Source organism: Pseudomonas nitroreducens NBRC 12694 (genome assembly GCF_002091755.1).
GTDB classification, from domain to species: Bacteria; Pseudomonadota; Gammaproteobacteria; order Pseudomonadales; family Pseudomonadaceae; genus Pseudomonas; species Pseudomonas nitroreducens.
Genome location: NZ_BDAI01000001.1, coordinates 675168 through 698761 on the forward strand (window position 1 = coordinate 675168; position 23594 = coordinate 698761).

At 65.4% G+C, this 23594-nt stretch carries 19 protein-coding genes and 3 tRNA genes; 2 read left to right on the forward strand and 20 right to left on the reverse strand.

Going from position 1 to position 23594, the window contains the following annotated elements:
• Positions 1–128 precede the first annotated feature (128 nt).
• Positions 129–2162 (reverse strand): NADPH-dependent 2,4-dienoyl-CoA reductase, encoded by a 2034-nt coding sequence (locus PNI01S_RS03125; RefSeq protein ID WP_038803708.1) that lies wholly within the window; start codon positions 2160–2162, stop codon positions 129–131.
• Between the two features lie 210 nt (positions 2163–2372).
• On the opposite strand from PNI01S_RS03125, the gene PNI01S_RS03130 reads away from it, so the two are divergent.
• Both PNI01S_RS03130 and PNI01S_RS03135 read left to right on the forward strand, forming a co-directional pair.
• Positions 2373–3491, forward strand: coding sequence for a carbon-nitrogen hydrolase family protein (locus PNI01S_RS03130; protein WP_084357411.1), 1119 nt, complete (start codon positions 2373–2375; stop codon positions 3489–3491).
• Positions 3488–4525, forward strand: coding sequence for an AraC family transcriptional regulator (locus tag PNI01S_RS03135; protein WP_084357412.1), 1038 nt, complete (start codon positions 3488–3490; stop codon positions 4523–4525). Before PNI01S_RS03130 ends, PNI01S_RS03135 begins: the two co-directional genes overlap by 4 nt.
• Before the next feature lie 252 nt (positions 4526–4777).
• Here PNI01S_RS03135 and PNI01S_RS03140 read toward each other — a convergent pair.
• From PNI01S_RS03140 to leuD, 19 genes are all read right to left on the reverse strand, one after another.
• Positions 4778–4854 (reverse strand) — tRNA-Asp (locus PNI01S_RS03140).
• A gap of 96 nt (positions 4855–4950) precedes the next feature.
• Positions 4951–5027 (reverse strand) — tRNA-Asp (locus PNI01S_RS03145).
• Positions 5028–5042: 15 nt separating this feature from the next.
• A tRNA-Val gene (locus PNI01S_RS03150) sits at positions 5043–5118 on the reverse strand.
• A gap of 198 nt (positions 5119–5316) precedes the next feature.
• Positions 5317–6078: an SDR family oxidoreductase gene (locus tag PNI01S_RS03155; RefSeq protein WP_084357413.1), complete on the reverse strand. Its 762-nt coding sequence runs from the start codon at positions 6076–6078 to the stop codon at positions 5317–5319.
• Between the two features lie 2 nt (positions 6079–6080).
• A complete protein-coding gene (locus tag PNI01S_RS03160) occupies positions 6081–7292 on the reverse strand; it encodes an O-succinylhomoserine sulfhydrylase (RefSeq protein WP_084357414.1) in 1212 nt (403 codons plus the stop codon).
• An 11-nt stretch (positions 7293–7303) separates the two neighbouring features.
• Positions 7304–8809 carry an amidophosphoribosyltransferase gene (gene purF / locus PNI01S_RS03165; RefSeq protein ID WP_037015408.1) on the reverse strand — a complete coding sequence of 502 codons (1506 nt, stop codon included), beginning with the start codon at positions 8807–8809 and terminating at the stop codon, positions 7304–7306.
• Positions 8810–8915: 106 nt separating this feature from the next.
• Positions 8916–9458 carry a CvpA family protein gene (locus tag PNI01S_RS03170; protein ID WP_024767274.1) on the reverse strand — a complete coding sequence of 181 codons (543 nt, stop codon included), beginning with the start codon at positions 9456–9458 and terminating at the stop codon, positions 8916–8918.
• A gap of 104 nt (positions 9459–9562) precedes the next feature.
• Positions 9563–10231: an SPOR domain-containing protein gene (locus PNI01S_RS03175; protein ID WP_024767273.1), complete on the reverse strand. Its 669-nt coding sequence runs from the start codon at positions 10229–10231 to the stop codon at positions 9563–9565.
• Between the two features lie 24 nt (positions 10232–10255).
• On the reverse strand, positions 10256–11536 hold the full coding sequence (gene folC / locus PNI01S_RS03180) for a bifunctional tetrahydrofolate synthase/dihydrofolate synthase (RefSeq protein WP_084357415.1): 1281 nt from the start codon (positions 11534–11536) through the stop codon (positions 10256–10258).
• Positions 11533–12408, reverse strand: a complete 876-nt coding sequence (accD, locus tag PNI01S_RS03185) for an acetyl-CoA carboxylase, carboxyltransferase subunit beta (RefSeq protein ID WP_038803623.1) — start codon at positions 12406–12408, stop codon at positions 11533–11535. Before accD ends, folC begins: the two co-directional genes overlap by 4 nt.
• Positions 12409–12646: 238 nt before the next feature.
• Positions 12647–13270 (reverse strand): phosphoribosylanthranilate isomerase, encoded by a 624-nt coding sequence (locus PNI01S_RS03190; protein ID WP_065084952.1) that lies wholly within the window; start codon positions 13268–13270, stop codon positions 12647–12649.
• Positions 13271–13327: 57 nt separating this feature from the next.
• Positions 13328–14185: a tRNA pseudouridine(38-40) synthase TruA gene (gene truA, locus PNI01S_RS03195; RefSeq protein ID WP_065084953.1), complete on the reverse strand. Its 858-nt coding sequence runs from the start codon at positions 14183–14185 to the stop codon at positions 13328–13330.
• Positions 14186–14204: 19 nt separating this feature from the next.
• The gene (locus PNI01S_RS03200; protein ID WP_084357416.1) at positions 14205–17090 is read right to left on the reverse strand and encodes a motility hub landmark protein FimV; all 2886 of its coding nucleotides are present in this window, start codon (positions 17088–17090) and stop codon (positions 14205–14207) included.
• 167 nt (positions 17091–17257) lie between these two features.
• The gene (locus PNI01S_RS03205; RefSeq protein ID WP_084357417.1) at positions 17258–18268 is read right to left on the reverse strand and encodes an aspartate-semialdehyde dehydrogenase; all 1011 of its coding nucleotides are present in this window, start codon (positions 18266–18268) and stop codon (positions 17258–17260) included.
• A gap of 94 nt (positions 18269–18362) precedes the next feature.
• Entirely contained in the window at positions 18363–19508 is a 1146-nt protein-coding gene (locus tag PNI01S_RS03210; RefSeq protein WP_226045366.1) for a type IV pilus assembly protein FimV, read from the reverse strand.
• 275 nt (positions 19509–19783) lie between these two features.
• Positions 19784–20896 carry an aspartate-semialdehyde dehydrogenase gene (asd, locus tag PNI01S_RS03215; RefSeq protein WP_084357418.1) on the reverse strand — a complete coding sequence of 371 codons (1113 nt, stop codon included), beginning with the start codon at positions 20894–20896 and terminating at the stop codon, positions 19784–19786.
• An 80-nt stretch (positions 20897–20976) separates the two neighbouring features.
• On the reverse strand, positions 20977–22059 hold the full coding sequence (gene leuB, locus PNI01S_RS03220; RefSeq protein ID WP_024766915.1) for a 3-isopropylmalate dehydrogenase: 1083 nt from the start codon (positions 22057–22059) through the stop codon (positions 20977–20979).
• Positions 22060–22146: 87 nt separating this feature from the next.
• The gene (locus tag PNI01S_RS03225; RefSeq protein WP_024766914.1) at positions 22147–22911 is read right to left on the reverse strand and encodes a class I SAM-dependent methyltransferase; all 765 of its coding nucleotides are present in this window, start codon (positions 22909–22911) and stop codon (positions 22147–22149) included.
• 35 nt (positions 22912–22946) lie between these two features.
• Positions 22947–23591: a 3-isopropylmalate dehydratase small subunit gene (gene leuD / locus PNI01S_RS03230; RefSeq protein WP_024766913.1), complete on the reverse strand. Its 645-nt coding sequence runs from the start codon at positions 23589–23591 to the stop codon at positions 22947–22949.
• Between the last annotated feature and the right edge of the window lie 3 nt (positions 23592–23594).

The window sequence follows — 23594 nt, forward strand, 5'->3', positions numbered from 1 at the left end:
GGGCGGTTAACCGGTTGGATAATTCTGTGACGCGGTTGGATTTTCGGAAGGATATCCGGGCCCGGAAGGGAACTTTTCCGGGCCCGGTTTTGAGACCTGAATCTCAGCCGGCTCAGGTCTCAGGCGCTTCAGATCTCGGCAGCGAGGCGCGAGCCCTGGTTGATGGCGCGCTTGGCGTCCAGCTCGGCAGCCACGTCGGCGCCGCCGATCAGGTGCACGCTCTGGCCGGCAGCGACCAGGCCGTCATGCAGCTCGCGCAGCGGCTCCTGGCCGGCGCAGACAACCACGGTGTCCACCGGCAGCACCTGCGGCTCGCCGCCGGCGATGCTGATGTGCAGGCCGTCGTTGTCGACCTTGAGGTACTCGACGCTGTTGAGCATCTGCACCTGCTTGTTCTTCAGCCCGGTGCGGTGGATCCAGCCGGTGGTCTTGCCCAGGCCGTCACCGACCTTGGACTTCTTGCGCTGCAGCAGGAACACCTGGCGCGCCGCCGCATGCGGGTGCGCCTGGATACCGGCGATGCCGCCACGGGCCTCCAGCTTCTCGTCGATACCCCATTCCTGCCAGAAAGCGTGGCGGTCCAGGCTGGTGGATTCGCCGGCATGGGTGATGTATTCGGAGACGTCGAAGCCGATGCCGCCGGCGCCGATCACCGCGGCGGTCTTGCCCACCGGCTTGCGTTCGAGGATTGCATCCAGGTAGCTGATCACCTTGGCATTCTCGATGCCCGGGATGGCCGGGGTGCGAGGCACGATGCCGGTGGCCAGGATGATCTCGTCGAAGCCGCCCTTGACCAGGTCGTCGACGCTGACGCGGGTATTCAGGCGCAGGTCGACGCCGGTGGTTTCCACCTTGCGCTTGAAGTAGCGCAGGGTCTCGTAGAACTCTTCCTTGCCCGGTACGCGCTTGGCGACGTTGAACTGGCCACCGATCTCGCCGGCGGCGTCGAACAGGGTCACTTCATGGCCACGCTCGGCCGCCACGGTAGCGGCGGACAGCCCGGCCGGACCAGCGCCGACCACGGCGATCTTCTTCACGTGGGTGGTCGGGATGTAGTTCAGCTCGGTCTCGTGGCAGGCACGCGGGTTGACCAGGCAACTGGTCAGCTTGCCGCCGAAGGTGTGGTCCAGGCACGCCTGGTTGCAGCCGATGCAGGTATTGATTTCGTCGGCACGGCCTTCGGCGGCCTTGTTGACGAAGTCCGGATCGGCGAGGAACGGACGGGCCATGGAGACCATGTCGGCATCGCCTTCGGCCAGTACCTGCTCGGCCACTTCCGGGGTGTTGATGCGGTTGGTGGTGACCAGCGGGATACCGATCTCGCCGCGCAGCTTGGCGGTTACCTTGGTGAAGGCCGCGCGCGGCACCTTGGTGGCGATGGTCGGGATACGTGCTTCGTGCCAGCCGATGCCGGTGTTGATGAGGGTCGCGCCAGCCTTCTCGATGGCCTTGGCCAGCAGGACGATCTCGTCCCAGGTGCTGCCGCCTTCCACCAGGTCGAGCATCGACAGGCGATAGATGATGATGAAGTTCGGGCCGACGGCCTCGCGCACGCGGCGGACGATTTCCACCGGCAGGCGCATGCGGTTCTCGTAGCTGCCACCCCAACGGTCGGTGCGGTGGTTGGTGTGGGCGGCGAGGAACTGGTTGATGAAGTAGCCTTCCGAACCCATGATCTCGACGCCGTCATAGCCGGCCACCTGGGCCAGGCTCGAGCAATTGACGAAGTCGGCGATCTGCTTCTCGATGCCCTCTTCATCCAGCTCGCGCGGCTTGAACGGGTTGATCGGCGCCTGGATGGCGCTGGGCGCGACGGACTTGGGGCTGTAGGCGTAGCGGCCGGCGTGAAGAATCTGCATGCAGATCTTGCCGCCCGCCTCGTGCACGGCCTGGGTGACGATCTTGTGCTTCTCGGCTTCTTCCGGCGTGCTCAGCTTGGCTGCACCGGAATAGACGCCACCTTCCTCGTTCGGGCCGATGCCGCCGGTGACCATCAGGCCGACGCCGCCGCGGGCGCGCTCGGCGAAGTAGGCCGCCATGCGCTCGAAGCCCTGGGGCTTCTCTTCCAGGCCGGTGTGCATGGAGCCCATCAGGGTGCGGTTGCGCAGGGTGGTGAACCCCAGGTCCAGCGGCGCGAGCAGGTGCGGATAAGTGGCGGTCATGGTTCCTCCGGCATTCACGATGATGCCGCGCCCTCAGCCTGCGGAACGGCGAGGCATGGGGCGCGGTCGGTATGGGGCAGACTTTAGGCAGCGCGCACCCGCCGCTCAATGATCGAAAATGACAAGTTACTGACCAAAGATGACACGCTGTCTTGGCAATACCCGGCGCAGCCCCTACCCTGTGGGGCACCCCATGAGTACCCATCCTTTATGCGCAAGCTGATCTTCCTCGTTCTGGTCATCCTCTTCGCCGGTTATGCCGGCTGGGCGGAGCGTCGCCCGGTGGGCCACTACCTGTCCGACCTGCGCAGCCAGGTGGTGCTCAACCAGGGCCAGCCGTCCGAGCGCGGCAACCTGCTGGGCGTCCAGCCGGAACTGTTCACCCAGGACTACCAGAGCGCCGAACGCCTGCGTCTGAAATTCCACGCCTACCTGGCCAAGGCCCGCGACGAAGGGCTGATCAACCCGCGTACCGTCGTGGTGTTCCCCGAGCACATCGGCACCTGGCTGGTGGCCGCCGGCGAGAAGCCCGAGGTCTATCAGACCGAGCACCTGACCGAAGCCATGGAATGGATGGCCGCCAGCAACCCGCTCAAGCTCGCGCGCGGCTGGCTCGGTGCCAAGGGCGAGGACCGCATGGCGGACGCCCTGTTCCGCATGAAGGCGGTAGACATGGCACATGACTACCAGACACTGTTTGGCGGGCTGGCCAAGGAATTCGGCGTGACCATCGTCGCCGGGTCCATCGTGCTGCCCAACCCGCGCATCGTCGAAGGGCAGATCCGTACCGGCAACGGCCGCCTCTACAACGTCAGCCAGGTCTTCGGCAGCGACGGCCTGCCGCTGGGCAAGCCGCAGCGCAAACTCTTCCCCATCGACGACGAGAAAGGCTTCACCCGCGGCGGCGATCCCGACGACCTGCAGGTCCTGCAGACCCCGGCCGGACGCCTGGGCGTGCTGGTCTGCGCCGACAGCTGGTTCCCGGCGAGCTACGAGGCGTTGGCGACGAACAAGCCCGATATCGTTGCCGTGCCTGCTTTCCTCACCGGCAACGGCAACTGGAGCAAGCCCTGGAAGGGCTACAACGGCGCGCCGACACCGAGCGATGTGACGCTCAAGCCCGGCGAACTGACCGAGGGCCAAGCCTGGGAACGCCTGGCCCTGGCCGGCCGCCTCGGCGAAAGCGGCGCCCATGCCGGTATCACCGTGTTCATGCGCGGCCACTTGTGGGACCTGGGCAGCGACGGCCGCAGCCTGGTGGTCAGCGGCGACAGCCACACCCTGGCGCCCGACGGGCCCGGCGCGCGCCTGATCAACCTCTGGCTATGAGCCGCCCGACCATGCGGCTGGGCGATCTGTCGGTGGGCTTCGTCCACAGCCTCGCCGATGCGTTGGCAGAAAGCGGCGTTCCGCCACAGCCATTACTGCAGCAGTACGGGCTGGACGCCGCACGCCTGGGCGAACCGGGCGCTCGCCTGTCGATCCCGCGCTACATGCGCCTGGGCCATGCGGCCATCCAGCAGAGCGGCAACCCCGCCCTCGGCCTGCGCATGGGCCAGCTGAGCCGACCGAGCCAGAGCGGCCTGGCCGGTGTCACCGCCGCGCAAGCGCCCAACCTGCGTGCGGCGGCCCGTGCGCTGATCCGCTTCGAGCCGCTCTACGCACAGAACTACCGCGGCCAGAGCAGCTTCATCGAGGACGCCAGCGGTGCCTGGCTGCGTTTCTACTCCATCAGCCCGTACAACGCCTACAACCGCTTCGTGGTGGATTCGGTGCTGGCTGGCTGGGTGAGCATGCTCGGCAGCATCGGCGCACAGCCGCTGCGCCCGGAGAAGATCGAGATCGAGTATGCGGCGCCCGCCTGGGCCCCGCGCTTCGAGGAGCTGCTGGGTTGCCCGGTGGAGTTCGGTGCGGCGCACAACCAGTTGCGCCTGGACCAGTCGACGCTGGCACGCGGCAACCCGGACCACTGCCCGAGCACCTGGCGGCAGCTGCTGGATATCTGCGAAAAGGAACTGGAACAACTGACCCGCACACGCAGCCTGCGCGAGCGCGTCGCCCAGTTGCTGGGGCCGATGCTCAACGGACGCGAGCCGGACCTGGAGGAAGTCGCCGCCCGCCTGAAGCTGCCGACCTGGACGCTACGCCGCAAGTTGGCGGAGGAAGGCACACAGTTCCGCAGCATCCTCAACGACACCCGTCGCGACCTGGCGATGATCTACATCCGCGACACCGACCTGGCCTTCGGCGAGATCGCCTACCTGCTCGGCTTCGCCTCCGCGGAGGCTTTCCAGCGCGCCTTCAAGCGCTGGAGCGGGCAAACGCCGGGGGAATTCCGCCGCGCCCAGCGCCACAGCGCCTGATCACATCTCGGTGGCGTCGTCGGCCGGCTCCGGCAGATCCTGTTCCACGGCATGCAGCTCCAGCAGTTCTTCCTGATAATCGTCCATTGGCTTTTCTCCTGACCGTTCGATCCGGTTTTAGCAAAGACCACGAGGAAAAATCTAGACGCCAAAGGTGAACGACCTGTGACAGCGTCTTACAGAGCAACGTCAGGACTTTTCGGACGGAAACAAAAAATCCCCCAGGTATCGCTACCTGAGGGCTTTCGAATATGGCGCAGCGGACGGGACTCGAACCCGCGACCCCCGGCGTGACAGGCCGGTATTCTAACCGACTGAACTACCGCTGCGTGTCGGTTGGACTTTCGTCCGGTACAGCAACCTCCTTGCGCCTGGAGTGAATCACTCGACAAGCCGGTTCGGGGTAGGAACCAAGGAGGGGGAAATGGCGCAGCGGACGGGACTCGAACCCGCGACCCCCGGCGTGACAGGCCGGTATTCTAACCGACTGAACTACCGCTGCGCGTAACTGCGAGAGTGGTGGGTGATGACGGGATCGAACCGCCGACCCTCTGCTTGTAAGGCAGATGCTCTCCCGGCTGAGCTAATCACCCTTCGTCTCGAAGTGGGGCGCATTCTACAGCCGACGAATCCTAAGTCAATGCCCTGATTGAACTTTTTTTCATTTTCCGCAAAAAAAGTTCGGCGTGCGGTTAGCGCCCCCGGCGCGGCTTCATGTTCGCGCTCAGAGTCGGAAAGCCACAAAAGAAAAAGGGCGACCGCGGGCCGCCCTCCTCTTCCACACTCGACACTCAGTCGAGATAGATCATCTTGCGCGTCATGCCGCCGTCGATCACCAGTTCCTGGCCGGTGACGAAACCGGCATCGCCATTGACCAGCCAGGACACCGCCGCGGCGATATCCTCCACCGTCCCCACACGGCCAACCAGGTGCTGGTCGTGGTCCAGTTCGGTCAGCGGCTCAGCCTCGCGCTCGCGCAGGTCGCGAGCGTCGATCCAGCCGGGGGAAATCGCGTTGACGCGAATCTCCGGGCCCAGGCTGCTGGCCAGGGCGTGGGTCAGCGACAGCAACCCGCCCTTGCTCGCCGCATAGGCTTCGGAATTCGGCTCGGACTGGTGCGCGCGGGTGGAAGCGATATTGACGATGACACCGCTGTGCGCACGCAGATAGGGCGCACAGTGCTTGGCCAGCAGCATCGGCCCCGTGAGGTTCACCGCCAGCGTGCGGTTCCACTCGTTCAGACCCAGGCTTTCGAGCGCCGTATTATGTGGCCGCGCGATAGCGGCATTGCTCACCAGCGCGTCGAGACGACCGAACTGGCCGATCAATTCGGCCACCGCTGCTGCAACCTGCGCTTCATTGGCCACGTCCAGGGCGATGAAGCTGGCGCGCTCGCCGAGCGCTGCGGCCACTTTCGGCCCGCGCTCACGATCAATATCCGCCAGCACCACCTGCCAGCCCTCGGCGACCAGCCAGGCGGCGATGCCCAGGCCGATGCCATGCGCCGCCCCGGTGACCAGGACGACACGCCCGTTGCCGAGGATGTCAGCCATGCTCACAGTGCCGCCAGGCCTCGCGCCAGATCGGCCTTGATGTCGTCGACATCCTCCAGGCCAACGGCAACGCGGATCAGGTTGTCACGGATGCCGGCGTTCTCGCGCTCGGCCGGCGAAAGGCGGCCGTGGGAGGTGGTAGCCGGGTGGGCGATGGTGGTCTTGGTGTCACCCAGGTTGGTGGTGATGGAGATCATCCGGGTAGCATCGATGCAGCGCCACGCCGCGTCCTTGCCACCCTTCACCTCGAAGCTCACCACCGCGCCGAAGCCCTTCTGCTGACGCCTGGCCAGCTCATGCTGCGGATGACTGGGCAGGCCGGAGTAGTAGACGCGCTCGACGCCCGGCTGTTGCTCCAGCCATTCGGCGATTTGCTGGGCCGAGGCACTGTGGGCCTGCATGCGCACACGCAGTGTTTCCAGGCCCTTGATGAAGATCCAGGCGTTGAACGGGCTGAGGGTCGGGCCGGCGGTGCGCAGGAAACCGACGACGGGCTCCATCTGCGCGCGGCGACCAGCCACCACGCCACCCATGGTGCGGCCCTGCCCGTCGATGTACTTGGTCGCCGAGTGGATCACCACATCCGCGCCCAGCTTCAGCGGTTGCTGCAGCGCCGGGGTGCAGAAGCAGTTGTCCACCGCCAGCAGCGCGCCTTTGGCATGCGCGATCTCGGCCAGCGCGGCGATGTCCACCAGCTCGGCCAACGGGTTGGACGGCGATTCGACGAAGAACAGCCTGGTGTTCGGCTTGCAGGCCGCTTCCCAGGCTTTCAGATCGCTCAGCGGCGGGTAGTCCACCTCGATGCCGAAACGCTTGAAGTACTTCTCGAACAGGCTGATGGTCGAGCCGAACACACTGCGCGAGACCAGCACGTGGTCGCCGGCACTGCACAGGCTCATCACCAGGGAAAGGATCGCCGACATGCCGGTGGACGTGGCCACCGCCTGCTCGGCGCCTTCCAGCGCGGCGATGCGCTCCTCGAAGGTGCGCACCGTGGGGTTGGTGTAGCGCGAATAGACGTTGCCCGGCACTTCGCCGGCGAAACGCGCGGCCGCGTCGGCCGCGCTGCGGAACACGTAGCTGGAAGTGGTGAACAGGCCCTCGCCGTGCTCACCTTCCGGGGTGCGGCGCTGGCCGGCACGCACCGCCAGGGTGTCGAAACCGACACCCTCGAGGTCGCTGTCCAGCCGGCCGGCTTCCCAATCCTGAGCCATGCCTGCTCTCCTTAGTCGTTATACAGATCGATGATGGCGCTGACGGCGGCGACCTTGGTCTTGGTCGCGTCGTTGCGCGCCTGCTCGATCTTGTTCAGATAGGCCTCGTCGACGTCGCCGGTAACGTACTCACCGTTGAACACGGCACAGTCGAAGTGCTCGATCTTGATCTTGCCGCCCTCGGTGGATTCGATCAGGTCCGGCAGGTCCTGATACACCAGCCAATCGGCGCCGATCAGCTCGCCGACTTCCTCGGTGCTACGGTTGTGCGCGATCAGTTCGTGGGCGCTCGGCATGTCGATGCCGTAGACGTTGGGATAGCGTACGGCGGGAGCGGCGGAGCAGAAGTAGACGTTCTTCGCGCCGGCCTCTCGGGCCATCTGGATGATCTGCTTGCAGGTGGTGCCGCGCACGATGGAGTCGTCCACCAGCATCACGTTCTTGCCGCGGAACTCCAGTTCGATGGCGTTGAGCTTCTGGCGTACCGATTTCTTGCGCGCGGCCTGGCCAGGCATGATGAAGGTACGGCCGATGTAGCGGTTCTTCACGAAGCCTTCGCGGAACTTCACGCCCAGGCGGTTGGCCAGCTCCAGCGCGGCGGTGCGGCTGGTATCCGGGATCGGGATGACAACGTCGATGTCGTGGTCCGGACGCTCGCGAAGGATCTTGTCGGCCAGCTTCTCGCCCATGCGCAGGCGTGCCTTGTAGACCGAGATGCCATCGATGATGGAGTCCGGGCGCGCCAGGTAGACGTGCTCGAAGATGCACGGCGAGTACTGCGGGTTGGCCGCGCACTGGCGGGTGTAGAGCTTGCCTTCCTCGGTGATGTACACCGCTTCGCCCGGCGCAAGGTCGCGGATCAGGGTGAAGCCGAGGACGTCCAGCGCCACGCTTTCCGACGCAATCATGTATTCCACGCCGTTTTCGGTGTGGCGCTGGCCGAAGACGATCGGGCGGATGGCGTGCGGATCGCGGAAACCGACGACGCCGTGGCCGGTGATCATCGCCACCACGGCGTAGCCGCCGACGCAACGCGCATGCACGCCGGCAACGGCGGCGAAGACGTCTTCCTCGGTGGGCTGCAGCTTGTTGCGCACCGCCAGCTCATGGGCGAACACGTTGAGCAGCACTTCCGAGTCGGAGTTGGTGTTCACGTGGCGCAGGTCGGATTCGTAGATTTCCTTGGCCAACTGCTCGACGTTGGTCAGGTTGCCGTTGTGCGCCAGGGTGATGCCGTACGGCGAGTTGACGTAGAACGGCTGGGCCTCGGCGGAGCTGGAGCTGCCCGCGGTCGGGTAGCGCACGTGGCCGATACCGATCTTGCCGACCAGGCGCTGCATGTGGCGCTGCTGGAAGACATCACGGACCAGGCCGTTGTCCTTGCGCAGGTACAGACGGTCGTCCTGACAGGTGACGATCCCCGCAGCGTCCTGGCCACGATGCTGGAGAACGGTGAGGGCGTCATACAGCGCCTGATTGACGTTCGACTTGCCCACGATACCGACGATGCCACACATGCGACGCAACCCCTAGTTGGTGTTCAGGCTAAAACAATTCCGTATTCGGCAGTATCCACCGGACCTGCCATGGCGGCGACGGCTACCCGTCGCCTCTGCCCGCCCGTCATTGGGCCGGCAGCAAAGACCCCACTCCGGACGGCGGAGTGATGGTCACGCCGGACATCCACTGCCCGGCGAAAGTCAGGATGAAGTTCTTCGACCAGTCGGCGACCAGCAGGAAATGCGGCAGCAGCACCGATTGCTGCCACCACGGATCCTGTTGCACCGGCGCCAGGCTCAGCAGGCCGACCAGCAGAACCACCAGCAGCACGCCACGGGCGCCGCCGAACACCATGCCGAGCACACGGTCGGTGCCGGACATGCCGGTCACCCGCACCAGCTCGCTGATGAGGAAATTGACGAGTGCACCCAGCAACAGCGTGACGACGAAAAGAAGAGCGCAAGCAGCGATGACGCGCCCCGAGGGCAGCTGAATATAGGGTGCGAGATGCTCGGCCAGCGCGCCGCCGAACATCCAGGCGACCGCACCGGCTACGATCCAGGTGACCAGCGACAGGGCTTCCTTGACGAAACCACGGCTCAAGCTGATCAGGCTGGAAATGACGATGATGCCGATCATCGTCCAATCGACCCAGGTAAATGCCACGTTGCGGCCCAGAAACGGAAAGGCCCCGCATTTTAGCAGAGGCCTTCGATTTAGAAGAGCCCCAGTTTGCCATGGGGCTGATTGAGAGAAGCTAACGAACCAACTCAGCCACGTTCAGGCTGGAACCGCACCACGAAACCGTTGAGCTTCTGCTGCTTGCCGAGCTGATCGCGCAGGCGGTCTGCCTCGGCGCGCTCGACCACCGGTCCGACGAACACCCGGTTCATGCCGTCGAAGCTGCGAACGTAGGCGTTGTAGCCCTGGCTGCGCAGTGACTTCTGCAGTTCATCGGCGCGGGCGCGGTTGGACAGGCTGGCCAGCTGCACCGACCAGCTCACCGGCAGGTTGTTGCTGTCCAGACGCTGGGCCGGCTGTTGCGCAGGCGCAGCCGGAGCGGCACTGGCCTGGGCGGGCTGTTGAGCGGGCGCAGCAGGCTTGGGCGCAACTGGCTGCGGAGCCGGAGCCTTGGGCTGAGCGGACTGGGACTGCTGGGCTGGCGAGCTGGCGATCGGTGCGGAAGGCGCCTGCGCGGCCGCCGTCTCGGCAGGCGGCACACCGTTTTCGGCGTCTTCGGCCTGTGGCTCGGGAACCTCGGTGGGTTGCACCTCGACCGTCGGCATGGCCGGCGGCTTGGGCATCACCGGCGCCTCGACCACGACCTGGCGTACATCATCCTCGCGGGAGAACAGCATCGGCAGGAAGATGACCGCCAGTGCCAACAGCACCAGCGCTCCGACTACCCGCTGCTTGAGCCCCTTATCGAGCAACGCCATGCAACAACTCCCCTTGGGTCTACCTTATTGAGCAGCCTTGGCGAGCCACTCCAGGGCATCCGCCACGCTGTAGAACGAACCGAACACCAGAATCTCGTCATCGGTGCTTGCTGCATCGCACTGCGCTACCAGCGCCGCGGCGATATCGCCATGACAACTGACCTGCGCCCCGCGAGCCTGCAATGCCGCCTGCAACTCTCCAGCAGGACGGCTGCGGCTGGTGGGCAACGGTGCGACGGCCCAATCCTGCACCAAGCCGAGCACAGGTTCCAGTACGCCGTCGAGATCCTTGTCCGCCAGCAGGCCGAATACCGCGTGGCGCACGCCCTTGGGCGGCGCCGCACGCAGGCGACTGGCCAGGTATTGCGAGGCGTGCGGATTATGCCCGACGTCGAGCAGCAAGTGGCGCTCTTCGCCGTGCCATTGCACGGTGCGCCGATCCAGGCGCCCGGTAACCCGGGTACGCAACAGCGCGGCGGCCAGGGAATCAGGCTGCCACGGCAGGTCCAGCAAGGCATAGACCTGCAGGGCCAGCGCCGCGTTCTCCATCGGTAGTTCGAGCTGCGGCAGGTTGTGCAGGCTCAGCGCTTCACCCGAAGCGGAGCGGCCACGCCAGTGCCAGTCGCCCTCGCCCATTGCCAGGTCGAAATCGCGGCCGCGAAGGACCAGCGGCGAACCCAGTTGGCGAGCCTGCTCCAGGAGCGGTGCTGGCGGCTCGAGGTCGCCACACACGGCAGGCTTGCCAGCGCGGAAGATACCGGCCTTCTCGAAGGCCACGCTTTCGCGGGTATCGCCCAGCCAGTCGGCATGGTCGATGCCGATGCTGGTGACCACGGCAACATCGGAGTCGATCAGGTTGACCGCATCCAGGCGGCCGCCCAGGCCGACTTCCAGCACCACCGCATCGAGGTTGGCGCGCTCGAACAGCCAGAAGGCCGCGAGAGTGCCCATCTCGAAGTAGGTCAGGGAGATTTCGCCGCGCGCCGCCTCGACGGCGGCGAAGGCTTCGCACAGCGTTTCATCGCTGGCTTCGGCGCCATCGATGAGCACGCGCTCGTTGTAACGCAGCAGGTGCGGCGAGCTGTACACGCCGACCCGCTGGCCCTGCTCGCCGAGCATGGCGGCGAGGAAGGCGCAGGTGGACCCCTTGCCGTTGGTGCCGGTGACGGTCACCACGCGGGGCGCGGGGCGTCCCAGGCCAAGCCGGCCGGCTACTTCACGGGAGCGGTCCAGCCCCATGTCGATCGCCGTGGGGTGGAGTTGTTCGAGGTAGCTGAGCCAGTCGGCAAGGGTACGTTGGGTCATCCTGCGAGCGCGGTACTTGGAGTGTGGGTGAACTTGGCGAGCACCTTGGCCAGGCGCGGACGCAGCTCGGCACGGTGAACGATCATGTCGATGGCGCCGTGCTCCAGCAGGAACTCGCTGCGCTGGAAGCCTTCGGGCAGCTTCTCTCGCACGGTCTGCTCGATCACGCGCGGACCGGCGAAGCCGATCAGGGCGCGCGGCTCGCCGACGATCACGTCGCCGAGCATCGCCAGGCTGGCGGAGACGCCGCCGTAGACCGGGTCGGTCAGCACGGAGATGAACGGGATGCCCTCTTCGCGCAGACGGGCCAGCGCGGCGGAGGTCTTGGCCATCTGCATCAGGGAGATCAGCGCTTCCTGCATGCGCGCGCCACCCGAGGCGGAGAAGCAGATCATCGGGCAACGGTTTTCCAGGGCGTAGTTGGCGGCGCGCACGAAGCGCTCGCCGACGATGGAGCCCATGGAGCCGCCCATGAAGGAGAACTCGAAGGCACTGACCACCACCGGCATGCCCATCAGCTTGCCGCTCATGGAGATCAGCGCGTCCTTCTCGCCGGTATCCTTCTGCGCAGCGGTCAGGCGGTCCTTGTACTTCTTGCTGTCGCGGAACTTCAGGCGGTCCACCGGCTCCAGCTCGGCGCCCAGCTCCTCGCGACCTTCCTCATCGAGGAAGATGTCGATGCGCGCACGCGCGCCGATACGCATGTGGTGATCGCACTTGGGGCAGACGTCGAGGGTCTTTTCCAGCTCGGGGCGGTACAGCACCGCTTCGCAGGACGGGCACTTGTGCCACAGGCCTTCCGGCACCGAGCTCTTCTTAGCCTCGGAACGCATGATGGAAGGGATCAGCTTGTCTACCAGCCAGTTGCTCATGCTTACATCTCCAGTGCAGGGGCGCGGTGCGATGGACGGCGCCTGCCCCTGAGCAAATTCATCGTCGCGGTACCGACCTCAAGGCCGGAACCCCTCGCAAACAAAGGCGCCGCCGAGGCGTCGCCATGAATACACCACTGGGTCGCCGACGGCAGCCGCCAGCGAGTCCCAACGCTGCCGTGCAGCGATTGGGTAGTGGACGGCGGCGGGCCGCTCGTCGTCACATGAAGATTCCGCGTCAAGCCACCGACCGGCACTGGGCGATGAAATCGCGGATCTTCTGCGCATCCTTGATTCCCTTGCTCGCCTCCACCCCGCCGCTCACATCCACGGCGTATGGCCGCACCTGGGCGATGGCCTCGGCCACGTTGGCCACCGTCAGGCCACCCGCCAGGATCAGGGGGCGCTGAACATCCTTCGGCACCAGGGACCAATCGAAAGCCTGCCCGGTTCCACCAGGGACGCCCTCCACGTAGGTATCGAGAAGGAAACCACTGGCCTGTGGGTAGTTCGCGATCTGCGCCGCCACGTCGTCGCCCGGCTTTACCCGCAGGGCCTTGAGGTAACGCTTGTGCCAGCCGGAGCAGGCTTCGGGCGTTTCGTCGCCGTGGAACTGCAGGACGTCCAGCGGCACCGCATCGAGGATCTCCCCCAATTCGCAACGGCTGGCATCGACGAACAGGCCGACGGTGCTGACAAAGGGCGGCAACGCGGCAACGATTGCCCTGGCCTGCTGGATGCTCACCGCACGCGGGCTCCTGGCGTAGAACACCAGACCGATGGCGTCGGCGCCCGCCTCGGCGGCTGCCAGGGCATCCTCGACTCGGGTAATACCGCAGATTTTGATGCGAACGGCAGACAAGATGCAGCAACCTTCAGGCAAGTGATCGATCGATGGTAGCAAATGCCCCCGGCAACGTCAGCCAACGACATCCGGCAAACTTGAAAGGAAATGTGGCCCCAGGTAGCGCTCGGGCAACACGAATTCCTCCGGGTACTCCACGCGCACCAGGTACAACCCGTAAGGGTGCGCTGTGACGCCCCCGGCACGGCGATCGCGTGCCGCCAGCACTTCGGCCGCCCACTCCGACGGCCGCTCACCGGCGCCGATGGTCATCAGCACACCGGCGAAGTTGCGCACCATGTGGTGCAGGAAGGCGTTGGCGCGAATATCCAGCACGATGAAGCGGCCGTGCTCGATCACCTCCAGGTGATGCACGGTTTTCACCGGCGACTTGGCCTGGCACTGCACGGCGCGGAACGAAGTGAAGTCATGGGTGCCGACCAGCGCCCGGGCCGCTTCGCGCATGCGCGAGGCGTCCAGCGGACGGTGGTTCCAGGTCACCTCTTCGGCCTGGTGCGCCGGGCGGATCTGGTCGTTGTAGATCACGTAGCGGTAACGCCGCGCCAGGGCACTGAAGCGCGCATGGAAGTGCGCCGGCATCACCTTCGCCCAGGTCACGCTGATATCGCCCGGCAGGTTGGCATTGGTGCCCATGATCCAGGCCTTGAGCGGGCGCTCGACCGTGGTGTCGAAATGCACCACCTGCCCACTCGCATGCACCAGAGCGTCGGTACGGCCCGCGCACATCAACGAGACGGGATGATCGGCCACCCGGGACAGGGCTTTTTCCAACGCCCCCTGTACGGTCGGCACACCATCTTCCTGGCGCTGCCAGCCGCGATAACGCGAGCCTTTGAATTCGACGCCCAGGGCAATCCTGGAAACGCCAACGGCGGCCGATTCGGCCGCCGCTGAGAGTACTGCTTCAATCATCTATCTGGAGCCTTCCGGCTCAGGCGATACGCCCGAGCAGTTCACGCGCTTCCTGCTGCTGGTTGTCGTTACCCTCGGTGAGCACTTCATCGAGGATGTCGCGGGCGCCTTCGGTGTCACCCATGTCGATGTAGGCACGCGCCAGGTCGAGCTTGGTGGCCGCTTCATCGGCGCCGGAGAGGAAGTCGAAATCGTCTTCGTCATCTGCCCCTTCGCCCGGCAGGGCAAGGTCGCTCGCGAGGAAGCTGTCTTCAGCCAACGGCGCGGCAACCGGAGCTTGCGCCTCGTCATTCTGCGACGACAGGCGATCCAGCTCGGCGCTGACCTCGTCCAGTTGTGCGGCGAAACTATCGGCGGCCTTGGCCGGCACCGGCTCGTCGTCCGCCAGGGACAGGTCGAAGTCGTCCGGCAGGTCGTCGGCCTGCGGCGCCTTGCTGTCGATATCCAGGCTGAACTCTTCGGGACTCACTCCGGACAGCGAAGCGGTGTCGTCGTCCAGGCCCAGCAGGAAGTCGTCTTCCGCCGATGCCAGGGTAGCGTGGGTGTCTTTCTCCAGATCCTTGTCCAGGTCCAGGGAGAAATCGCCCAGATCGTCCGCCAGCGACGGAGCCTCAACCTTGGCAGCCGACTCTTCCGGCAGGTCGAGGTCGAAGGCGAAGTCGTCCTCGGCCTTGGCGCTCGGCGCCTCGGCCGGCGAACCGCCCAGGCTCAGGTCGTCATCCAGGTCGAAACTGCCGAAGGACAGATCGTCGTTCTGCTGGGTGGCCGGAGCGGCAGGCTTGTCTTCGCCCAGATCAAGATCGTCCAGCGCCAGGTCAAAGGCATCGTCCAGGTCGCCATGGGGCTGCGCAGCGGGCTCCGCAGCGGCTGCCGGGGAATCGATGGTGAAGTCGTCCAGGCTGAATCCGTCGAGCTCATCGTCGGAAGCCGCTGCCGCTGCGGCCAAGCCGCCACCCACTGCAGCCAGGGTGACCATGCCCGGATAGCGGGATTTCAGCTGTTCCACCTGCGGTTCGGCGCCGCCGATCTCGCGCAGCTCGTTTTCCTGGCGGGCGAAGCCTTCGCGATCACCGATCTCGGCATAGACCTCCATCAGCTTCAGGCGCAGGTCGGCGCGCTGCGGCTCGTCGTAGATGGCGCCCTGCAGCAGTTCGGCAGCCTGGTTGAAGCGGCCGTAGGCGATGTAGATATCCGCCTCGCCCAGCGCATCGCTGGTCTGCGCGGCAACGCGCTCGGGCGCAGCTTGTGTCGGGGCGGCGACTTCGGCGGCCTGCGGCACGTCGAGGGTATCCAGCTCGCTGCCGGCGAGGGCCAGGTCATCGTCCAGGTGCGGCTCGTCGTCGCCGGCGTAGGCAGCGAGGCTTTCCTGCTCCTTGGCGGCGCGGCGACGGGAAATGATCATCAGCAGGACCAGCAGGGCCAGCAGTGCGCTGCCGGCAATTGCACCCAGCCAGATCGGGTTGGCGAGGATCTCGTCGACGATGCTGGTCTGGGCCTGCTCGACCGGTGCAGCCACTGGAGCAGGCGCCGGCTTGGGCTTCTGCGCCTCGGGCGCGGGAGCAGGGGCGACCGGAGCGGGCGTCGGTGCCGGTTGCGGCTGCGCCTCGGCGGCCGGTGCCGGCGGGGTGCCCGCATCGCCAGCGGGAGCCGGGGCGACCGGTTGTTCAGCGACCGCCGGAGCCGGCGGAGTTGCGGGCTGAGCAGCCGGTTCGGCGCCCGGCACCGGAGCCGGCACGACAGCGGCGCCGTTGGCTGCAGCCTTGTCGTTGCCCAATTCGTTCTGCAGCTTCGCCAGCTGCGCATCCTTCAGCGCAATCAGCTTCTGCAGCTTGTCCATCTGGCTCTGCAGGTCGGTCATGCGACTGCTCAGCTCGTCATTCTCGCGACGGGTGCTGTCGAGACTCTCCTTGGTGACGGCCAGCTTGTCGGCGACGGCCTGACCATCCTTGCTGCCCTTGTCGCCACCCTTGGCCTTGCCGTTCTCGCCGGAGAGCAGGCGCAGGCTGTCCTTGGTCTCGGCCTGGGCCGGAGCGTTACCGGCGTTGGCGCGGGGAGTGGCGTCCAGCTGACGGGTACCGCCGGCCGGCAGGCTGCGGCCCTCGCGCCAGGCGGTGTACTGCTGTTTGACTTCGGCCTCGGCGGTCGGCTGGGTGCGGGCCTTGATCTGCTCCGCATCGGGCAGGCGCAGCACCTGGCCGCTCTTCAGGCGGTTGATGTTGCCACCGAGGAAGGCGTCGGGATTGAGATCCTGGATCGCCAGCATGGTCTGCTGGACGGATACGCTGCCGTCCGGGCGCGCACGGGCGGCGATGTCCCAGAGGGTGTCATTCTTGCCGGTGCGGTATTCGTTGCCGTCCAAGCGGCGCGACGCGGCAGCCGGGGCCGGAGCGGCGCTGCGGGCGGGAGCGGCGGCAGGACGGGGCGCAGCCGTGGCGGACGGGCGCACGGCGGGTGCGGGGACGGCCATCGGCGCGCGCGGCACGGCGGCGGCGGTCTGCGGGGAATACAGCGGCGGGTCCAGCAGCACGGTGTATTCGCGCAGCAGTCGACCATTGGGCCAGAGCACTTCCACGAGGAAGTTCAGGTAGGGTTCCTGCACCGGCCGGTCGGAGGTCACGCGAATGACGCTCTTGCCGTTGGGCTTGACGATGGGGGTGAACTTCAGCCCGGTCAGGAAGTACTGACGGTCGACGCCGGCCTTGTTGAAGTCTTCCGGCGAAGCCAGCTTCGGGATCACCTCGGCCGCGGACAGGTCACGAACTTCAACCAGTTCGATTTCGGCATCCAGCGGCTGGTTCAGCGCCGAACGCAGGTGGATGTCTCCCAACCCCAGCGCATGCGCCATGCCCGAGGTCAGTGCCGAAGCAGCTGCGATTGCCTGCACCAGTTTGCGAAGCCGGACCATATATTAATCCCTTGTTTTAATAGCTTTTTTCTGGATTAGAACAACGTCTATCGGGCGCCGCTGCCCACTACACCCGCCGTTTTCACGGCAGTGCTTCCCCTGTCAGCGACGTTCCCGGCCAGTATTGCCAAGCTAGAATACTTCTTCAAATATTCGGTAAGTATCTTTTACAGATAGTGTTTTATCAACAATTCGCCCAAGTTCACAGCATTTAGGGCTGCGCCTTTTCTCACATTATCTGACGCAATCCACAAATTCAGTTCGCACGAATCTGTCAGACCGTTCCGTAGGCGACCGACGTAAACCCTATCCTGCCCCTGTGCATCGCCGATGACAGTCGGGTAATCGTCTTCCACCAGCTCAATGCCGTCAGCCGCCTCAAGAGCTGCACTGACGTCGGGCAGGGAAACCGGTGTCACAGTCTTGATGGTCAGCATCAGGGCATCACCGAAGAAAACCGGGGCCACGCTGCAGGTCACGCTCAGGCCATGCTCCAGCTCGGGGAACAGCCTTGCGAGCTCCGCCGCGATGCGACGCTCTACCGCGGAATGGCCCTGTTCGTCGACGCCACCCAACTGCGCGAGCATGTTGAAGGCGAACTGGCGATCCACCAGGCGTGGCTCCAGCGGGCGCGCATTGAGCAGCTCGGCAGTCTGCCGAGCCAGCTCCTGTACCCCCTCGCGCCCTAGCGCAGAGGCAGACAGGCAGGCAGCCACATTGACCTGGCGAAGCTCCAGCACGCCGCGCAGCGCGGCGAGCACCTCGGCCACCTCGGCGGCGGGCGCTGCCGGTGCTGCAATCAGGGCGGGGAGCTGCAGGGTTTCGATGGCATCGCCATTCACGCAGGCCTGGGCCAACAGTGCGGCGGCATTGTTCAGCGCGGCACCACTGAGGTCGATCACACTGCAGCCTGCCTCGCCGGCGCGGGCGGCACAGTCGGCAGCAGCTTCGGCGCCCACGGAGAGGAAAGCCAGGCGCACCTTGGCGAAGTCGAACTCATCGAGCTTGCCGACCCGGATGTTGCGCCCACGGAAGCCTATCGACTTGCCGGCGGATTCGCCGCTGGCCAGCAGATACAGGTTGGCGACGGGGAAGTCGCGCTCTTCCAGCAGTTCGACCAAAGCCTCGCCAACGAGTCCTGTGGCGCCAACTACGGCAATGTCGAGTGTTTCAGGCATCGGGGTCTCACAATCGGTGGGAAAAGTAGCGCAGCACTTTACTGCCCCCACCGGCGGCGAAGCAATCGAGCGCCCCGCCGCCTATCGCCGCAGCTCAGGGGCGCGGCTCGCCCCCGGCGGCCTGAGCGGTCAACCCTGCCGATGCCTGGGGATTGCCGGCTGGCGAGGCGGCCTGGGCCTTGGCGCGATCCTGCTCGGCCAGTCGCGCGATCAGGCCGGCGATCTGCGAGTCTTTCAGCTCGATCAGCTTGTTCAACTTCTGGGTCTGGCTTTCCAGGTCGGAAATCCGGCTGCGCAGCTCCTCGCCTTCGCGGCGTGCGCTGTCCAGGCCTTCCTGGGCAACGGCCAACTGCTCGGCCTCCACCTTGCCTTTATCTTTACCCGGCTGACCGGAGACCAGGCGCAGGTTGTCGCGCTCTTCGGCCTTCGCCGGCGCACTGCCCGCCTCGGCCTTGTGGGTCGCGTCCAGTTGGCGCTCCTGCTGCGCCAGTTGCGGATTGCGCTTGGCCTTCCACTGCGAATTCTGGGTTTCCACGTGGGCCACTGCCTGGGCATGGCTCTGCTCGCGAACCTGTTGCTCGCTGGGCAGACGCAGTACCTGGCCGACCTTCAGGCGATTGATATTGCCGTCGACGAAGGCATCGGGGTTCATCCGCTGCATCGCCGCCATGGTCTGCATGACCGAGACGCTTCCGGATGGGCGATTGCGCGAGGCGATGTCCCACAGCGCGTCGTTGCGCTGGATGCGATAGCTGTCAGTCGGCGCATTGGCCACAGAAGGCGTCAACGGTTGCGCTTGCGGCGCGCGGACGGCAGCAACCGGCGCAATGGCCGGCGGCGTCACGGGGCTGGCTACATAGGACGGCGGATCCAGCAACAGGGTGAACTCACGAACCAGGCGCCCCTGCGGCCAGACGACCTGCAGGACAAAGTTCACGTACGGCTCGCGAATCGGCCTGTTCGAGCTGACATGAATGACGCCACGGCCGTTCTTGCCGATATCAGGGGTGAATTTCAGCCCGCTGGTGACCACGTTGCGGTCCACCCCGAGGCGCTCGAAGTCCTCGGCCGAGGCCAGGCTCACCACGACGTCTTCGGAGCTCATGTCAGCCGCACCGCGCAGATCGATATTGGCCGAAAGGTTCTGCCCCAGCGCCGCCCGCGAGGAAATGTCGCCCAGCTCAAGGGCGCCCGCCATGCCCGGCAGGAAAGCCGCCGCCACCGCCGTTGCCAACCACAATCTGTGTAACCGAGCCATCCTCTCCCCCGCTGCTTGCTTGCCGTCGGCCGGCGCGAAAGGGCGCGCCAGAACCTGTCCCCATGGACGGGCAGCGAGGATAGCGACTGGTTCCCGGTGGCTTTTGCGGGTGCGTCACAGAAACTGGCGCCAAAGAGCCGGCAGCAACACAGGCTGGCGTTTTTGTGCGGCGGTTCACCTACACAAGGGGAACTTCTCGTGTTCCAGAAAGCACAACGCCGGCACTGGGCCGGCGTTGTGAGGTGACGCAGAGCGGATCAACGCTCGAGCAGGATGCGCAGCATACGGCGCAGCGGCTCGGCAGCGCCCCACAGCAGTTGGTCGCCGACGGTGAAGGCACCGATGTACTGCGAGCCCATGTTGAGCTTGCGCAGACGACCCACCGGAACGCTCAGGGTGCCGGTAACGGCCGCCGGAGTCAGTTCGCGCATGCTGATCTCGCGCTGGTTGGGGATCAGTTTCACCCAGGGATTGTGCTGGCTGATCATGCCTTCGATGTCCGCGATGGGCACATCCTTGTTCAGCTTGATGGTCAGCGCCTGGCTGTGGCAGCGCATGGCGCCGATGCGCACGCAGATGCCGTCGACCGGAATCGGGTTCTTGAAGCGACCAAGGATCTTGTTGGTTTCCGCCTGGCCTTTCCACTCTTCGCGGCTCTGGCCGTTGGGCAGTTCCTTGTCGATCCACGGGATCAGGCTGCCGGCCAGCGGTGCGCCGAAGTTCTCGATCGGCATGGCGTCGCTGCGGATGGCCTCGGCGACCTTGCGATCGATGTCGAGGATGGCGCTGGACGGGTTGGCCAGGTCATCGGCAACGGAGGCGTTGATGGCGCCCATCTGCTTGATCAGCTCGCGCATGTTCTGCGCGCCGGCGCCGGAGGCCGCCTGGTAGGTCATGGCGGACATCCACTCGACCAGGCCAGCTTCGAACAGGCCGCCCAGGGCCATCAGCATCAGGCTGACGGTGCAGTTGCCGCCGATGTAGTTCCTGGTGCCGGCGTCCAGCGAGTTGTCGATGACCTTGCGGTTGACCGGGTCGAGGACGATGACCGCGTCATCCTGCATGCGCAGGCTGGAGGCGGCGTCGATCCAGTAGCCCTGCCAGCCGGCTTCGCGCAGCTTGGGGAAGACTTCGCTGGTGTAGTCGCCGCCCTGGCAGGTCAGGATGACGTCGAGGGTTTTCAGTTCCTCGATGCTGTAGGCGTCCTTGAGGGGGGCAATGTCCTTGCCAATGGACGGGCCTTCGCCACCCACGTTGGAGGTGGTGAAGAACACCGGCTCGATCAGGTCGAAGTCCCGCTCTTCCAGCATCCGCTGCATGAGCACCGAACCCACCATGCCACGCCAACCGATCAGACCTACACGCTTCATCGCTACTACACCTTCAAATATTTAGAGGGCCGTCGTTCCCGCTTTCCTACAAGAGCGCGGGAACGAGCGAGCCGGACAGATTACAGATTCCGCAGAGCCGCGACTACCGCATCGCCCATTTCGCGGGTACCGACCTTGGTGCAGCCTTCGGACCAGATGTCACCGGTGCGCAGGCCCTGGTCGAGGACCAGGCTCACGGCCTTCTCGATGGCGTCGGCGGCGGCGCCTTCGTTGAAGGTGTAACGCAGCATCATCGAGACCGAGAGGATGGTCGCCAGCGGGTTGGCGATGCCCTTGCCGGCGATGTCCGGCGCGGAACCGTGGCAAGGCTCGTACATGCCCTTGTTGTTCGAATCCAGCGACGCAGAAGGCAGCATGCCGATGGAGCCGGTGAGCATGGAAGCCTCATCCGACAGGATGTCGCCGAACATGTTGTCGGTCACCATCACGTCGAACTGCTTGGGCGCACGGACCAGCTGCATCGCAGCGTTGTCCACGTACATGTGCGACAGCTCGATGTCCGGGTAGTCCTTGGCGACTTCCTCGACCACTTCGCGCCACAGCTGGCTGGACGCCAGGACGTTGGCCTTGTCCACCGAGCACAGCTTCTTGTTGCGCACGCGGGCCATGTCGAAACCGACGCGGGCGATGCGGCGGATTTCGCTTTCGCTGTACGGCAGGGTGTCGTACGCCTGGCGCTCGCCGTTCTCCAGTACGCGCTGCTCGCGCGGTTGGCCGAAGTAGATGCCGCCGGTCAGCTCGCGGACGATGAGGATGTCCAGGCCGGCGACCACTTCGGGCTTCAGGCTGGAGGCATCGGCCAGCTGCGGGTAGAGGATGGCCGGGCGCAGATTGCCGAACAGGCCCAGTTGCGAACGGATCTTCAGCAGGCCGCGCTCGGGGCGGATGTCACGCTCGATCTTGTCCCATTTCGGGCCGCCCACGGCGCCCAGCAGGACGGCGTCGGAGTTGCGCGCGCGCTCCAGGGTCTCGTCGGCCAGCGGTACGCCGTGCTTGTCGATGGCGGCGCCGCCGATCACGTCTTCGGTCAGTTCGAAGCCCAGGGCGAACTTGTCGTTGGCCAGCTCCAGCACCTTGACCGCTTCGGCCATGATTTCCGGGCCGATACCGTCGCCGGGGAGAACCAGAATCTGTTTGCTCATCTCTCTGCTCACTTTATAAAAGTCGCTTGGCAAAAAACGTAACGCTCCGGGCGGCTCGCGCCACCCGGAGCGGTCAAAAAGCTGAAATCAGCGCTCGGCCCAGAGCACCAGCACGTCGGTGCTGAAAGAGCCCTCGGCGTCGATCTCGAAATACTCGCGCACCTCAATGCCCATCGAAAGCTGCAGGGCACGAATGGCCTGGCGCATCACGTCGGGCGTACGCATGCGCTCGACCCAGGACGTGAACTCCAGGCGCAGGCGCTGGCGCTTGGCAGCGGTCACCGCAAGCCCCGCCTCGCCAACCAGGCGCGCCCACTCCGACGGCGAGTAGTCACGCACGTGGCTGGTGTCGCGCAGGACCTCGACAGTCTGCAGATAGGTGTCCAGCAGAGGCAAGCCCGGCGCCGCGACATCGATGAAGCAGGCCACGCCGCCCGGCTTGAGCACCCGGCGCACTTCGCGCAGCGCCTGGCCAACATCCCGCCAGTGGTGCGCGGAATAGCGGCTGAAGACGAAGTCGAACTCCCCCTCTTCGAACGGCAGCTGCTCGGCGGCGCCACAACGCGTGGAGATGTTGCCCAGGCCGCGCTCGGCGGCGGCCGAAACCACCACATCGAGCATCTGCTGGGACAGGTCGTAAGCCACCACCTCGCCGGCCAGCGGCGCGACGTTGAAGCTTACATGCCCTGCCCCGCAACCCAGGTCCAGCACACGCGCACCAGTGGTCGCCGACAGTCGCTCACGCAGTTGGGCGAATTCTTCGCCCTGGGCGTGGACGGCACTGGTCAGGTAAGCGTTGGCCTGGGCGCCGAACTGGCGCTGGACCACTTGCTCGTGGCGACTCTGGGTCATGGCTTTCTCCTTGGCTTGCGGTTGCTGCGGCGCCATCAGGCGTCGCGGAACAACCAGGGTTGCTGCTGTTTATAGCCACCTTCGAAACTGCGGATGGCGTCGGCGTCCTGCAGGGTCAGGCCGATGTCGTCCAGGCCGTTGAGCAGGCAGTGCTTGCGGAACGCGTCCACTTCGAAGCGGTACTGCTTGCCATCCGGACGGGTCACGGTCTGTGCGGCCAGGTCGACGGTCAGCTGGTAACCCTCGGTGGCTTCGCACTGGGCGAACAGTTCGTCCACTTCTTCGTCCTTCAGAATGATCGGCAGCAGGCCGTTCTTGAAGCTGTTGTTGAAGAAGATGTCAGCGAAGCTCGGCGCGATCACGGTGCGGAAGCCGTACTCGTCCAGCGCCCACGGCGCGTGCTCGCGGGAGGAGCCGCAGCCGAAGTTCTCACGGGCCAGCAGCACGCTGGCGCCCTGGAAGCGCGGGAAGTTGAGGACGAAGTCCTTGTTCACCGGACGCTTGGAGTTGTCCTGGTTCGGCTGGCCGACGTCCAGGTAGCGCCACTCGTCGAACAGGTTCGGGCCGAAGCCGGTGCGTTTGATCGACTTGAGAAATTGCTTGGGAATGATCTGGTCGGTGTCGACGTTGGCGCGATCGAGCGGCGCGACGAGACCGGTGTGCTGGGTAAAGGCTTTCATGTT

Bases quoted from the DNA above. Each gene is read 5' to 3' on its own strand.
- PNI01S_RS03175 (WP_024767273.1), bottom strand. From the start codon at position 10,231: ATGGCGTTGCTCGATAAGGGGCTCAAGCAGCGGGTAGTCGGAGCGCTG.
- truA (WP_065084953.1), bottom strand. From the start codon at position 14,185: ATGATTGAAGCAGTACTCTCAGCGGCGGCCGAATCGGCCGCCGTTGGC.
- PNI01S_RS03200 (WP_084357416.1), bottom strand. From the start codon at position 17,090: ATGGTCCGGCTTCGCAAACTGGTGCAGGCAATCGCAGCTGCTTCGGCA.
- PNI01S_RS03155 (WP_084357413.1), bottom strand. From the start codon at position 6,078: ATGGCTGACATCCTCGGCAACGGGCGTGTCGTCCTGGTCACCGGGGCG.
- PNI01S_RS03135 (WP_084357412.1), top strand. From the start codon at position 3,488: ATGAGCCGCCCGACCATGCGGCTGGGCGATCTGTCGGTGGGCTTCGTC.
- leuB (WP_024766915.1), bottom strand. From the start codon at position 22,059: ATGAGCAAACAGATTCTGGTTCTCCCCGGCGACGGTATCGGCCCGGAA.
- accD (WP_038803623.1), bottom strand. From the start codon at position 12,408: ATGAGCAACTGGCTGGTAGACAAGCTGATCCCTTCCATCATGCGTTCC.
- folC (WP_084357415.1), bottom strand. From the start codon at position 11,536: ATGACCCAACGTACCCTTGCCGACTGGCTCAGCTACCTCGAACAACTC.
- leuD (WP_024766913.1), bottom strand. From the start codon at position 23,591: ATGAAAGCCTTTACCCAGCACACCGGTCTCGTCGCGCCGCTCGATCGC.
- PNI01S_RS03160 (WP_084357414.1), bottom strand. From the start codon at position 7,292: ATGGCTCAGGATTGGGAAGCCGGCCGGCTGGACAGCGACCTCGAGGGT.
- purF (WP_037015408.1), bottom strand. From the start codon at position 8,809: ATGTGTGGCATCGTCGGTATCGTGGGCAAGTCGAACGTCAATCAGGCG.
- PNI01S_RS03205 (WP_084357417.1), bottom strand. From the start codon at position 18,268: ATGCCTGAAACACTCGACATTGCCGTAGTTGGCGCCACAGGACTCGTT.
- PNI01S_RS03130 (WP_084357411.1), top strand. From the start codon at position 2,373: ATGCGCAAGCTGATCTTCCTCGTTCTGGTCATCCTCTTCGCCGGTTAT.
- asd (WP_084357418.1), bottom strand. From the start codon at position 20,896: ATGAAGCGTGTAGGTCTGATCGGTTGGCGTGGCATGGTGGGTTCGGTG.
- PNI01S_RS03225 (WP_024766914.1), bottom strand. From the start codon at position 22,911: ATGACCCAGAGTCGCCACGAGCAAGTGGTCCAGCGCCAGTTCGGCGCC.
- PNI01S_RS03125 (WP_038803708.1), bottom strand. From the start codon at position 2,162: ATGACCGCCACTTATCCGCACCTGCTCGCGCCGCTGGACCTGGGGTTC.